Origin of the sequence: Altererythrobacter sp. C41, assembly GCF_016803135.1 — a bacterium.
In the GTDB taxonomy this organism is placed as follows: Bacteria; Pseudomonadota; Alphaproteobacteria; order Sphingomonadales; family Sphingomonadaceae; genus Pelagerythrobacter.
This window is the reverse complement of record NZ_JAEVFE010000017.1, coordinates 1-12,364: the sequence shown is the minus strand read 5'-3', so window position 1 is coordinate 12,364 and position 12,364 is coordinate 1. Positions and strand designations below refer to the sequence as shown.

Annotated in this window: 10 protein-coding genes and 1 tRNA gene; 4 read left to right on the top strand and 7 right to left on the bottom strand. The window is 64.8% G+C overall.

Features of this window, described 5'->3' with window-relative positions; translation table 11 throughout:
• Nucleotides 1-319 precede the first annotated feature (319 nt).
• From JNO53_RS15525 to JNO53_RS15125, 3 genes are read right to left on the bottom strand one after another with little or no spacing between them, the layout of a single operon-like run.
• Nucleotides 320-487: a DUF2474 family protein gene (locus tag JNO53_RS15525; RefSeq protein WP_203113565.1), complete on the bottom strand. Its 168-nt coding sequence runs from the start codon at nt 485-487 to the stop codon at nt 320-322.
• On the bottom strand, nt 487-1,485 hold the full coding sequence (cydB, locus tag JNO53_RS15130; RefSeq protein WP_203113562.1) for a cytochrome d ubiquinol oxidase subunit II: 999 nt from the start codon (nt 1,483-1,485) through the stop codon (nt 487-489). Before cydB ends, JNO53_RS15525 begins: the two co-directional genes overlap by 1 nt.
• On the bottom strand, nt 1,482-2,924 hold the full coding sequence (locus JNO53_RS15125) for a cytochrome ubiquinol oxidase subunit I (RefSeq protein ID WP_274380895.1): 1,443 nt from the start codon (nt 2,922-2,924) through the stop codon (nt 1,482-1,484). Before JNO53_RS15125 ends, cydB begins: the two co-directional genes overlap by 4 nt.
• A 137-nt stretch (nt 2,925-3,061) precedes the next feature.
• Here JNO53_RS15125 and JNO53_RS15120 point away from each other — a divergent pair, with 137 nt between their 5' ends.
• Entirely contained in the window at nt 3,062-5,149 is a 2,088-nt protein-coding gene (locus JNO53_RS15120) for a RelA/SpoT family protein (protein ID WP_203113559.1), read from the top strand.
• Entirely contained in the window at nt 5,149-5,514 is a 366-nt protein-coding gene (locus JNO53_RS15115) for a VOC family protein (protein WP_203113556.1), read from the top strand. Before JNO53_RS15120 ends, JNO53_RS15115 begins: the two co-directional genes overlap by 1 nt.
• On the opposite strand, the gene JNO53_RS15110 is transcribed toward JNO53_RS15115, so the two are convergent.
• Nucleotides 5,511-6,476, bottom strand: a complete 966-nt coding sequence (locus JNO53_RS15110) for a peptidylprolyl isomerase (protein ID WP_203113555.1) — start codon at nt 6,474-6,476, stop codon at nt 5,511-5,513. The two genes, JNO53_RS15115 and JNO53_RS15110, sit on opposite strands and share 4 nt — an antisense overlap.
• A 267-nt stretch (nt 6,477-6,743) precedes the next feature.
• On the opposite strand from JNO53_RS15110, the gene JNO53_RS15105 reads away from it, so the two are divergent.
• A tRNA-Ser gene (locus JNO53_RS15105) sits at nt 6,744-6,834 on the top strand.
• Between the two features lie 150 nt (nt 6,835-6,984).
• Here JNO53_RS15105 and JNO53_RS15100 read toward each other — a convergent pair.
• From JNO53_RS15100 to JNO53_RS15090, 3 genes are read right to left on the bottom strand one after another with little or no spacing between them, the layout of a single operon-like run.
• Nucleotides 6,985-8,118 (bottom strand): HlyD family type I secretion periplasmic adaptor subunit, encoded by a 1,134-nt coding sequence (locus JNO53_RS15100; RefSeq protein ID WP_203113552.1) that lies wholly within the window; start codon nt 8,116-8,118, stop codon nt 6,985-6,987.
• A gap of 16 nt (nt 8,119-8,134) precedes the next feature.
• Complete coding sequence (locus tag JNO53_RS15095; protein ID WP_203113549.1) at nt 8,135-9,907, bottom strand: ATP-binding cassette domain-containing protein; 1,773 nt, start codon at nt 9,905-9,907, stop codon at nt 8,135-8,137.
• Nucleotides 9,904-11,298, bottom strand: coding sequence for a TolC family protein (locus JNO53_RS15090; RefSeq protein WP_203113537.1), 1,395 nt, complete (start codon nt 11,296-11,298; stop codon nt 9,904-9,906). The genes JNO53_RS15095 and JNO53_RS15090 overlap by 4 nt, the downstream gene beginning before the upstream one ends.
• A 291-nt stretch (nt 11,299-11,589) precedes the next feature.
• Between JNO53_RS15090 and JNO53_RS15085 the strand changes: the two genes are divergently transcribed.
• On the top strand, nt 11,590-12,364 hold a 775-nt coding region (locus tag JNO53_RS15085; protein WP_203113534.1), incomplete at its 3' end, for an Ig-like domain-containing protein.

Below are 12,364 nucleotides of genomic sequence, written 5' to 3'. Positions count from 1 at the left end.
GGCCCGTCCGCCGGTCGTTCGCAAGCAAACCGCCACCCGCCCGACCCCGCGCGCACGCCTCCTGGCATGCCGCACCGGCCGCGCGATCCGAGTTTCCAGGCGTCACGCATCCGGGTTCGCCGCCGGAGGATCGGGCGTGGGTGCGGGCTTTCTTCGATTACGCGAGCAGCTTCGTCTCACCTACCCTCTTGTCATCCCCGCGAAAGCGGGGATCCATGGTCCGGCGCTCGTCCCTGGATCCCCGCTTTCGCGGGGATGACGAGGTAGGCTGGGGCCGGACGGTGGGCGGACCGCCGCGGGCGCTTCAAATCGGTCAGGATCACGCGATCCATAGCCTCAGGATCCACGCCACCACGCCGAGCACCGCCACGCTCGCCACCCAGATCGCCGCGAGCCATGCGAGTCGCTGCCACAGCGGCGCTTCGGTTTGCCCTGTCGCGCGCTGCGCTGCTCGAGGGCGCTCGGCGTCGCGGCCGATCTCGTCCATCAGTGGTAGCCTTCGTGGCCGACCTTGCCGCGGAAGACCCAGTAGGCCCAGCCGGTGTAGGCGATGATCAGCGGCAGCGTGATACCGACCCCGATCAGCATGAATATCTGGCTGCTCTCGGGCGCGGCGGCGTCCCAGATCGTCACCTGATCGGGGACGATGTAGGGGAACATCGACACGCCGAGCCCGGCCATGCCGAGGAAGAACAGCGCCAGCGAGAGCCAGAAGGGCGCGGCTTCCCAGCCTTTCGCCAGCCCGCGGAACAGCAGGAAGGCGATGATCGCTGTCAGCAGCGGCACGTTGGCGGCGAACAGCACGCTCGGCATCGAGAACCAGCGGTCGAAATACTGCGCCTCGAGGAACACGGTATAGAGGCTGACCGCGGCCAGCAGCCCCAGCGTGGCGATCGCGGCACGGAAGGCCATGCGCCGCGCATGATCCTGCGCCGCACCCTCGAGCTTCCAGATCAGCCAGGTGCTGCCGAGCAATGCATAGCCCGCGACCGTGCCGAGCCCGGTCAGCAGCGTATAGGGCGTCAGCCAGTCCCACCAGCTCCCGGCATAGCCGCGATCCGCCACCTCGATCCCCTGCAGCAGCGCGCCGAGCACCATGCCCTGCGAGAGCGCGGCGACGAGCGAGCCGCCGGTGAAGGCGAAATCCCACAAGGCGCGGTGCCCGGGATCGCGCCAGCGAAACTCGAACGCCACGCCGCGGAAAATCAGTCCGAGCAGCATGGCGATGATCAGCGGATAGGTCGCGGGCAGGACGATCGCATAAGCGAGCGGGAAGGCCGCCATCAGACCGCCTCCGCCGAGCACCAGCCAGGTCTCGTTCCCGTCCCATACCGGCGCGATCGAGTTCATCGCGCTGTCGCGCTCCTCCCCCACGGCGAAGGAGGGGAAGAGGATGCCGATGCCGAGGTCGAACCCGTCCATCACCACGTAGGCGAAGACCGCGAAGGCGATGATGAAGGCCCAGATGAGCGAAAGGTCGATCATGCCTCGTCCGATCCTTTCGGCAGGTGCTCGGGCCTGCCGGGGTTCTGCGTCGGCCCCGGGGTGATGCCGGAAGTGCGGATCGGCCCCGGTTCGTCGTGCTTGACACCGCGCTCGCCGGGCTTCGGCGACTTGCTCATCAGCTTCAGGATATACCAGGTCCCGGCGCCGAAGACCGCGAAGTAGACGACGATGAAAGCGACGAGCGACGTCGCCACCGCGGGCGCGTCGAGCGGGCTGGCGCTGTCGGCGGTGCGCAGCAGGCCGTAGATCGTCCACGGCTGGCGGCCGACCTCGGTCGTGATCCATCCGGCGAGCACTGCGGCAAAGCCGGAAGGGCCCATGACCAGCGCCGCGCGGTGGAGCCAGCGCCAGTCGTAGAGCTTACGGCGCGCCCGTGCGACCAGGCTCCACAGGCCAATTCCGAGCATCGCCAGCCCGATCCCGACCATCACCCGGAACGACCAGAACACGACGCCGACCGGTGGCCGGTCCTCCTCGGGAACCGTGTCGAGCCCGGCGAGGGGGGCGTTCAGGTCATGCTTGAGGATCAGCGAGGAGGCCTTGGGAATCTCGACCGCGTAGTGGACCGTCTCTTCCTCGCTGTCGGGAATGCCGAACAGGATCAGCGGTGCGCCGTCGGGGTGACTCTCGAAATGGCCCTCCATCGCCATGACCTTGGCCGGCTGATGTTCGAGCGTGTTGAGCCCGTGCAGGTCGCCCGCGAGAATCTGGACCGGTGCGACGATCGCCGCCATCCACATCGCCATCGAGAACATCGTCCGGGCATGCGGATTCGTGCGGTCCTTGAGCAGGTGCCAGGCGCCGACCCCGCCGACCACGAAGGCCGTGGTCAGATAGGCCGCGATCACCGTGTGGACCAGGCGGTAGGGGAAGCTCGGGTTGAAGACGATGTCCCACCAGCTCTCGCCCGGCAGGAACTGCCCGTTCGCGCCCATCACGAACCCGGTCGGCGTCTGCATCCACGAATTGACGCTGAGGATCCAGAAGGCCGAAACGAAGGTGCCGAGCGCCACCATGCAAGTCGCCGCGAAGTGCAGCTTGCGCCCGACTTTCTCCATTCCGAACAGCATGACGCCGAGGAAACCGGCCTCGAGGAAGAAAGCGGTCAGCACCTCGTAAGCCATCAGCGGCCCGATCACCGGGCCCGCGCGGTCGGAGAAGACCGCCCAGTTGGTCCCGAACTGATAGGACAGCACGATGCCCGAGACGACGCCCATCGCGAACGTGACGGCGAAGATCTTCAGCCAGTACTTGAACAGGTCGTGATAGCGCTGCTCGCCCGTCTTGAGCCACAGCCCCTCGAGCACCGCGAGATAGCTCGCGAGGCCGATCGAGAAAGCGGGAAAAAAGAAGTGGAAGCTCACCGTAAAGGCGAACTGGATCCGCGCGAGGAGGATGGCGTCGAGGTCCTGCAACATCGCGGCGGAGAGCCTAGCCGAGATCGGAGGCCGCGTATATCGCCATTCGGGGAAACTGCCGTTGCGCGCGACGCAAGTTTCCCGAACTTCGCGAAAACACTTGCGGCGAACCGCGTAATCCTCACATCGTCGCTGCGATGTTGCGTCAGTACGAACTAGTGGAACGGGTCAAGGACTACGACCCCGACGCCGACGAGGCGTTGCTCAACCGCGCCTATGTCTACACCGTGCAGAAGCATGGCACGCAGAAGCGGGCCAGCGGCGATCCCTATTTCAGCCATCCGGTCGAGGTGGCCGGGCTGATGACCGATCTGCAGCTCGACCAGGAGACAATCATCACCGCGCTGCTCCACGATACGGTGGAGGACACGCTGGCGACGATCGAGGACGTCGAGGCGAACTTCGGGCCCGACGTCGCGCGGCTGGTCGACGGTGTCACCAAGCTCTCCAAGATCGAGGCCATGCCCGAGAACGAGCGTGCGGCCGAGAACCTGCGCAAGTTCCTGCTGGCGATGAGCGAGGACATCCGCGTGCTGCTGGTCAAGCTGGGCGACCGCTTGCACAACATGCGCACGCTCCATTTCATCAAGAGCCCGGAGAAGCGCCGCCGCATCGCGCGCGAGACGATGGACATCTACGCCCCGCTGGCGGAGCGGGTTGGCATGTACGAATACATGCGCGAGATGCAGCTCCTCGCCTTCGAGCAGCTCGAGCCCGAGGCCTATCGCACGATCACCGGCCGGCTGGAGGAGATCCGCAAGCAGGGCGGCGGACAGGTCGACGCGATCGCCCTGGCGATCAAGCAGGCGCTCGCGGAGGCGGGGTTAAAGGTGGAGGTCTCGGGCCGCGAAAAGCACCCCTACTCGATCTGGCGCAAGATGGCCGAGCGGCACATGCCGTTCGAGCAGGTCAGCGACATCATGGCCTTCCGCGTGATCTGCGACACCGAGGCGGACTGCTACGCTGCGATGGGGGTACTGCACACGACCTGGCAGTTCATTCCGGGGCGGTTCAAGGACTACATCTCGACGCCCAAGACCAACGGTTACCGCTCGATCCACACCTCGCTGATCTACGAGAACTCGATGCGCGTCGAGGTCCAGATCCGCACGCGCGAGATGCACCGGACCAACGAGTTCGGCCTCGCCGCGCACTGGGCCTACAAGCAGGCCGACCGGCCCGACGGGCAGGTCGGCTGGCTGCGCGACCTGATCGAGATCGTCGACGCCAGCCACGATGCCGAGGAACTGCTCGAGCACACGCGCATGGCGATCTACCAGGATCGCATCTTCGCGTTCACGCCCAAGGGCTCGCTGTTCCAGCTTCCGATCGGCGCGACCCCGGTGGACTTCGCCTTCGCCGTCCACACCGATCTCGGCGCGCAGACCGTCGGCGCGAAGATCAACGGCCGTCACGTCCCGCTGCGCACGCAGCTCGAGAACGGCGACGTGGTCGAGATCATCAAGAGCAAGAACGCGGAGCCCCAGCTTTCCTGGCTCGGCTTCGTCGTGACCGGCAAGGCGCGCGCCGCGGTCCGCCGCGCCGTGCGCCTCAAGGAGCGGGCCGAAGTGGCGGAGATCGGCAGCAAGCTGTTCGACGAGATCGCCGCACGCGTTCCGGCCAAGATCGGCAAGAAGGCGATCCGCGACGCCGTCGCCCGGCTGGAGCTGGAGGACGAGGAAGACCTGATGTACGCGATCGGCGCGGCCAAGCTCGACGACCGCGAAGTGATGGAGGCGCTCGTTCCGGGCTCGACGGCGGAGATCGCGGATGCGGAGTGGCCGGCGCGGGAGCGGGCGATCTCGATCCGCGGCCTCACGCCCGGAGTCGGTTTTCGGCTCGCGACCTGCTGCCATCCGGTTCCGGGCGATCGCATCGTCGGCCTGCGCAAGCCCGGCGAGCGAGTGGAGGTCCACGCGATCGATTGCTTCGAGCTCGCGAGCGGAATCGATTCGGACTGGCTCGACCTGTCGTGGGGTCAGCGTTCGCAGGGCGCGGTCGGCCGGCTGCGGGTGATCCTCTATGACCGGCCGGGCACGCTCGCCGACATGGCGGCGATATTCGCCCAGAACCTCGCCAACGTGGTCGCGCTGGACCAGACGCAGCGCGACAGTCCGTTTCAGACCTACGAACTCGATCTGGAGGTGCAGGACCTCGCGCACCTCACGCGCATCATCAGCGCTCTGCGCGCCAGCGACGCGGTCGCGCAGGCGGAGCGCATCTGATGGCGGGCGTGATCGGCATCGATCATGTGCAAGTCTCCATGCCGGCGGACGAGGAGCCGGCGGCGCGCGCCTTCTATGTGGGCGTGCTCGGGCTCGAGGAAGTGCCCAAACCGGCGCATCTCGCGGCGAGCGGAGGCTGCTGGTTCGTTGGCGGGGCGGCGAACATTCATCTCGGGGTGGAGCGCGATTTCCGCCCCGCGCACAAGGCGCATCCGGCGCTGCTGGTCGACGATCTCGAGCGTTTCGCTGCGCAGCTCGAAGCGGCCGGAGTGACGTTCACGCCTGGCAAGCCGCTCGAGGGCTACGTCCGCGGCGACATCGCGGATCCGTTCGGCAACCGCATCGAACTGATGCAGCGGCTCTAGCGCTCCGACACGCGCCGCACGGGCACCGGCGCATTGCAGACGTCGATTCCACGCGCGGGCGTGATGAAGAACGGGTCGCGCCGGCTCGTACGCGCCTCGACATAGCGGTCGAAGGTGGGGCCCTCGGTCGAGAGATATTCGAACCGCGGCCGCTCGCTTTCAGGAAGATCGCTCGCGATGCGGATCGAGGCGATCGGCACGTTCTGCGCCGGGTCCTCGTAGAAGCCGAGCGGCCCGGTGCCGCGCGGCAGGCTGGACAGGTGCTCGATCCCCTCGATCACGCGCCCGACCACCGCGATGTTGCGGTCCAGATGGCGCGGCGCATGGCCGATCACCGTGTAGAGCTCGGCGCCCGAGCCGGTGTCGGGCGACATCCCGCGCCCCACGCCAACCATGCCGTAGCAGTGAACCGGCCATGCGCTCCCGTCCTTCGTCGCCAGCGGCCACCCGGCCTCGTAGAACGCCATGTCGGAGTAGGGGTCCGACATGATCACGACCCTCTGCCGCGGACGGGTCTGGCCGAACGGCACGACGTAGTCGGCTTCCTTCATCGTCCGCAGCCCATCCGGTAGCGGCTTCGCCCCGGCCTCGTCCTCCGCATTCGGATCGCCCCACTGGACGACGTAGTTGTCCTGCACCCGGGTGACCGCGATTCCATCGTACCAGCGGGCGCGGGCGAGCGTGCGGATGTTCTCGACCCAGCCCGCGCCATAGGGCGCCGGCATCAATTGAATGACGACCTCGCGCACGGCGCCATCGGCAGCCGGAGCGAGCGTCATCACCAGCATATCCTCCGGCGCGATGGCGACCCACTCGGATGCCGGCGCCGCAGCAACGATCTCGCCGGGGCTGATCGCGGTGGCGGCTTCGTCCCGGCCAGCCGAGGGGACCGGGGTCGGGGGAATGATCGAAGGTGCGAGTGCGAGCGCGCCTGCACTCATTGCAATGGCGATGACGTTCATGGCGCGAGCTTGCCAGCCGCCGGGCCCAAGCAAAAGCCCCTTTCCACGCGTTTTTGGGGGCGGAAAGGGGCTCCTGGGGGCAGCGTTCGCAGGGAATGCCGATCCGCGCAGCGCCGCCACCTGCCTCCTGCTTACCACAAGTCCGCGCCGCCCGGGAGCGCCTTTTCCTGCCCCCACGTCGTGTCTGCCCGAAGCGGAGGGCCGCCTACGCCTTGCGCGGACCACGATCCCCCGCTAGGTGCGCGCGTCTGCCAAGAACAGGCATGCGGAGCGGTGGCCGAGTGGTCGAAGGCGCACGCCTGGAAAGTGTGTATACGGCAACCCCGTATCGAGGGTTCGAATCCCTCCCGCTCCGCCATTTCGCCCTTCTGCGGGGCTGGCATTTTCACCGATAAATTGCGATGGAACCGCGAAAATAAGCGGCTGTTCTTAGCTTATGCTTCCGTCATGGCTCGCCTGAGCGCTCGCCGATCTTCCCGATACGAGCTCTGGTCGAACAGCTTCACCGCTATCGCTCCTCGAGCGCCTCGGATTTCGTCTTCAAGATGGGCTTCATCAGATAATCGAACACCGTCGTCCGCCCAGTGATGATTTCGGCGGTCGCCGTCATTCCAGGTTGCAGCGCGATTACCTCTCCGTCAGTGCGGGGTCTCAGTGTCGAGGCATCAACATCGATACGCACCCGGTAATAGGCCTGCGGCCCCTGCGGCGTTTGGTCAGTCAGCGTATCGGCGCTCACATAGGTGACTGTGCCGCTGCCGGCGCCATAAATCGACGAGTCGTAGGCATCGAATTTGACCGAGGCGTCCTGACCGGCGCGGATGAATGCGATATCGGCCGGCGAAACCTTGGCTTCGACTACCAGTTCCGCGCCTGCGGGCACGATGTTCAGAACCGTATCACCAGGCTTCAGCACCCCGCCGACGGTATTGATCGCCACCTCCACCACAACACCTGAAGTCGGAGCCCGCATCACGGCACTGCGAAGCGCCGAGCGCCGCTGCGTCAACAGCTTCTCCGAGGACGCAAGCCTCTCTTCCGCCTGAGCGTACTCGGCTTGCAATTGTTGGAGGTATTCATTGCGCAAGGTCGAGATTTCACCCCGTATATCGGCAATGCCGCGCTCCATCCGAAGAATCTCGGACCGGCTGACATCGCCGGTCTCAAGAAGCGGACGGTTCATGTCGAGCTCCTGCTGCGCAAGGCTCTGCGTCGAATTGAGATTGGCAAGGCTCGCGCGCAGTGTTTCGCGTCGCCTGAGATAAAGCTGACGCTGGTTGGCGACGAATTCGGGATGGCCCTCCAGCCCGCCGGGAAACACGAGGGGCCGATCAAACAGCTCGGCTTCGATGCGCGCCATCCTCGCGGTCTCGGCGGCGACCGCCGCTTCGCTTTCTTCGACTGAGGCACGCAACTGCACTTCGTCGAGACGCACGAGGATCTCGCCCTTGGTGACGCGTTGGCCCTCGCGAACGTTGATCTCCGAGATAATGCCGCCTTCGGCGCTTTGGATCACCTGCGTGCGTCCGCTCGGTATGACCTCCGCCTGTGCGCGAGTGACCTGGTCAAGCTGGGCCCAGCGCGCCCAAACCACGAAGACAAGAACTGCGCACGCCGTAAGGCCGATGATGATCCGAGACATGCCGGAATTCTTCACATCAGGCTCCGACCGGGTTTGATGACAGAGGCTGCGCGGCGTTCGCATGGTTCGCGGCGAGTTTTTTCAGGACCTCATCGGTGGGGCCGTCGAGCGCTACCCTGCCATCCTGAAGCACGACAACGCGGGTGCTCAACGCCAGATTACGAAGACGGTGCGTCGCAAATACCAAGGTGCGGTCCGCGGTAAGGCGCCTTCCAAGCTCTGCCAGAATGCGCGCTTCCGAACCCTGATCGAGGTTGGCGGTGGGTTCGTCCAGCAGCCAGACGTCGGGATCGAGCACCATCAGACGCGCAAGGTTGGTCAGCATGCGCTGTCCGCCCGAAAGGCCCCGCCCGCCTTCGCTTATGGACAGGTCTACGCCGCGTGGATGGTTCGCCACCATCTGGTCGAGACCAACGGCCAGCAATGCAGCGATAAGCGCTTCATCGTTTACTGTACCGAGTCCCAGCTGCAGATTGTCCCGCAAGGTCCCGTCGAGCAGCCGGGTGTCCTGTGGCAGATAGGCGAGACGTTTGCGCAGAATGTCCGGAGCAATCTGGTGGATATCGAGCCCGCCCAATCGGATCGTTCCGCTGGTGGGCGCATAAAGTCCCGCCAATACCCGCAGCAAAGTCGATTTCCCCGCGCCGATCCCGCCGATCAGCGCGACGCGCTCGCCAGAGGCGATCGACAGCTGAGGAATGTCCAATCCTGCCCCGCCCCCATTCGGATACTCGAAGCGCAGATTCTCGACTCGGAAAGATGGTTCGATCCGTTCGGGCCGCAATGGCTGCAATGTGGCTCCCGCGTCCTGCGGCAAGGCCAGAAGCGCGTCGAGCGCCCGCAAGGCAGAGCGCGAATAGCTCCATTGAACGAGGAAGTTGGGCAGCTGCGTAATAAGCGGGCCGTTCACACGGCCGGCAAGGATCGTGCATGCGATGAGCGCACCCATCGTCATCAACCCTTCCGAAACGCGCACTGCCCCCCATGCCACGACCAGCACGTAAGTCAGCTGCTGCATTGTTGCGAAGACCGAACTCGCGAGCGACGACCAGCGCTTGACCGGATCCTCATGCCCGATGAGTTCTTCGTTGAGCGTCTTCCACCGCGCCTCCATCTCGGAGCGGCCACTGCTCGCCTTGACGATCTCGGCCGCATCGAGGGCTTCGACCAGCAATCCGTTCTTGCGATTGCCGCTTAGCTGGGCCCTGTCTGCATTGGTGCGGATCATCGCGGCGAAGACGGCGGCGAGACCCAGCGCAAGGGGGAGGGCGAGTAGCGGCACAAGCGCGATCTGTCCGCCGAGCCAACCGATTACGAGGATGAACAGCAATGCGAACGGGAGATCGGCGAGGAGGAATATCGAGGCTGACGAGAGGAGTCCGCGTACCTGCTCCCATCCTCGCAGTTGTGCAGCGATGGTGCCGATGCCGGCAGGTTTCGCGTCGAGCCGAACCCCCTGCATCCGGTCGAAGAATATCTGGGAAACCTCGCCATCGATCTTCGCCGCTTCACGCTCGACCATCAGCGCGCGGGCCGTACGCAACGCGAAATCCAGCAGAAGCGCGATCACAACTCCTACGGTGAGGACCCACAGCGTCGAGAAACCGGATCTGGGGATCACCCGGTCGTAGATCTGCATGGAGTAGAGCGAGGTCGCCAAGGCCAGCAGGTTGACCGTAACGGTCGCGAGGACGGCCGAGGCGAACATGCGCTTGCGTTGCCACAAAGCGTCCCGGACGATTGCCAGAGCGCCGCGTTCGTCTGCGCTTTCAGGATACAAGCCCGTCATTGCGACCTCGCGTACGGACTGGTCGGCAACCAACCACAGGACTGCAGATGGATTCGCGCCGAGGAAGTCATCGCGCTGGTCTCGGCTTCGATCAACGCTGCTCGCGCTGTCACAGCCTCGCGTACGGAGTTCATCACGTCGAGCCAGGTCCTGCGGCCAGCGACAAACTGCCGCAGGTACGATTGCGCAACGTTGAGGGAAGAACTGGCCGAGCGGGCACTACTGTCGATGCGGGACTTTGCGGTCCGGTTTTCGATGAGGGCGAGCGAAACCGCTTCGCGCAACTCGCGCTGAGCCGTTATCGCATCGAACTGACTTGCATCTCGGCGGGCCGCGGCCGCTTCGGCTAGCGAAAACGCCGACAACCCGCCGTTCGTCTGCGCTCGCAGCGCTACTCCGAATTGATCACCGCCAAATCGATCGCGTACATACTGCGCACCTAGCTGCGGCATTATCTCGGCTTTGCTGAGCTTCCGCTCAGCCTCTGCAAGAGCGACCATGGCATTCAGGCGCTTTACAGTAGGATTGCAGATCCCGGCATTTTCGATCGCCCGCTCTCCGACAGCGTGGTGGGCAATTCGGTCGTAGGTTGGGGGCACCACGTCCGCGCCGCTGATTCCGGACAGTTCCGAGAACCGCCGCTGTGCAATGCCGAGCTGAGTTCGAAGCAACGCCAGTTCCTGTTCCGTCTGCGCAGCGCGGGTGAGGGCGAGTTCGAGGTCGGTCCGCGGGCTGACCTCCTGCTCCACTCGGCGCCTCATCGATTCCACGAGCCGGCGATGTTCTTCGAGGCTTTCCTCGTAAATTTTGGTCAGCCGTGCCGTCCGCCCGATTTCGTAATACGCCTGGGCAAGTCGCCCAAGTATTTCGAACGAGACTTCCTCGAGCTGGGCATTGGCAACGGCACGGGCCGCAGTGCTGCGCTCGCCCGCTGCGGCGATACGTCCGCCCGTCCAGATTGGCTGGAACACCGTGATGTCGGGGCGAAGGGCCCCGAATTTGTCGTCGCGCGTTGCCACGGTTGCATCAACGCTTGGGAAACGCAGCCACCTGGCCGCTTCTATTTCATAATCAGCGGCGCGCACGTGGCTTCGTGATGCGCTAAGCGACGGATAGGTTGCGAGCGTTGCCGCAGCGGCGCGGGCCAAACTTTCGTCAATTCCCGGTGGCGTTTCCAGGCCGAGGATCTCACTAGCTTCGGGTTGCGATGGTGGCCCATAAACGGGCTCCTCGGCTCTCGCTGCTGAAGCGAGGTCGAAGGCAATGGCTGCCGCGGCGGCGAAAGAGAGAAACCTCCGATACCCCGAGTTCGTATTACCGAGACCATTGTCTCCGAACCCTGGATTCCCAGAGACACTCAGCAGCGCTGCACCTGAAATCTTCCCCCCCATCGGGCCCGTTCCTACTCGGCCATCTGCAGGTGCGCACCAAAAAAGTATGCCGAGCGAGCGATGAGCAGGAATTTGTACGAGTCGGCGAGAGCAATCGGTCCGCGCCACTGGGCCGGCGCGCTCAACCGATGACCTCGACGCAGCAGAGCCTGTGAAAAACCAACTTAAAGATGCATGCGGTAGTTTCTCCAACACTGGCGCTTTTACGTCTTGTTGAAAACAAAACTGTGCTAAGAAAGCTGGGACTTTGTCGCGCGGTCGGAGGCGTCGCGCGATTCTGGGGGGATCATAATGGACAAGTTGGACGCGGTGCGTGGTCACGGCGCGCTCGAAGAGTTTGCCGTGGAGGCTGGGGATACCGGGCAGTATCCCGCGAACGATCCTCTTCTGATGGATCAGGGTGAGCAAAACCTCGCAGTCGGCAATGCGCAAGCGCCCGTCGGGCAATCAGGAGATAACCCGAGCTTCGCCATGGCGAAGAAGCGCGATGCGGATGACGAGGAAGAAGAGGGTCAGGAGAACGACGCGTCGGAGACGCGTGAAGGCGGCGAGCAGGCATCCCAGGACGGACAATCGCAATCCTCTGATCAACCGGTCGATCCGCAAGCCGAAAATGCCGAAAGCGGAGATTCGCAAGTAGAGAGCGGATCGACCGGGGGAGCTTCTGGCGGTCTCGGAGGGCCCGCCTTGATCGGTGGCGGAATCGCCGGCTTGGGGCTCCTCAGCATCGTCCTGTCGAACGGTGGCGACGAGGATTCTGTGGCGCCTCCGCCGCCTCCGCCGAACCGGGCACCCACCGCTACCGCGGACACCGTTGCGGCGACCGAGGATGCCGGGGTGGTTGCCGGCACTGTTGCCGCTAACGACAGTGACCCTGACGGCGACACGCTGAGCTATACGCTTGATGCTGCGGTGGCGGGCCTGACGCTGAACGCGGATGGCAGCTACAGTTTCGATCCGAGCGATGCGGCCTATCAGGATCTGGGTGCCGGCGAGACCCGCGACGTGGTCGCAAGCTATACCGTGTCCGATGGCAACGGCGGTACTGCGAGCTCGACGCTGACCA

What these genes read in the sequence shown, in the direction of transcription:
- JNO53_RS15115 (WP_203113556.1), top strand. Translation starts at nt 5,149, where the DNA reads ATGGCGGGCGTGATCGGCATCGATCATGTGCAAGTCTCCATGCCGGCG.
- JNO53_RS15100 (WP_203113552.1), bottom strand. Translation starts at nt 8,118, where the DNA reads ATGTCTCGGATCATCATCGGCCTTACGGCGTGCGCAGTTCTTGTCTTC.
- JNO53_RS15110 (WP_203113555.1), bottom strand. Translation starts at nt 6,476, where the DNA reads ATGAACGTCATCGCCATTGCAATGAGTGCAGGCGCGCTCGCACTCGCA.
- cydB (WP_203113562.1), bottom strand. Translation starts at nt 1,485, where the DNA reads ATGATCGACCTTTCGCTCATCTGGGCCTTCATCATCGCCTTCGCGGTC.
- JNO53_RS15090 (WP_203113537.1), bottom strand. Translation starts at nt 11,298, where the DNA reads ATGGGGGGGAAGATTTCAGGTGCAGCGCTGCTGAGTGTCTCTGGGAAT.
- JNO53_RS15095 (WP_203113549.1), bottom strand. Translation starts at nt 9,907, where the DNA reads ATGACGGGCTTGTATCCTGAAAGCGCAGACGAACGCGGCGCTCTGGCA.
- JNO53_RS15125 (WP_274380895.1), bottom strand. Translation starts at nt 2,924, where the DNA reads ATGTTGCAGGACCTCGACGCCATCCTCCTCGCGCGGATCCAGTTCGCC.
- JNO53_RS15525 (WP_203113565.1), bottom strand. Translation starts at nt 487, where the DNA reads ATGGACGAGATCGGCCGCGACGCCGAGCGCCCTCGAGCAGCGCAGCGC.
- JNO53_RS15120 (WP_203113559.1), top strand. Translation starts at nt 3,062, where the DNA reads ATGTTGCGTCAGTACGAACTAGTGGAACGGGTCAAGGACTACGACCCC.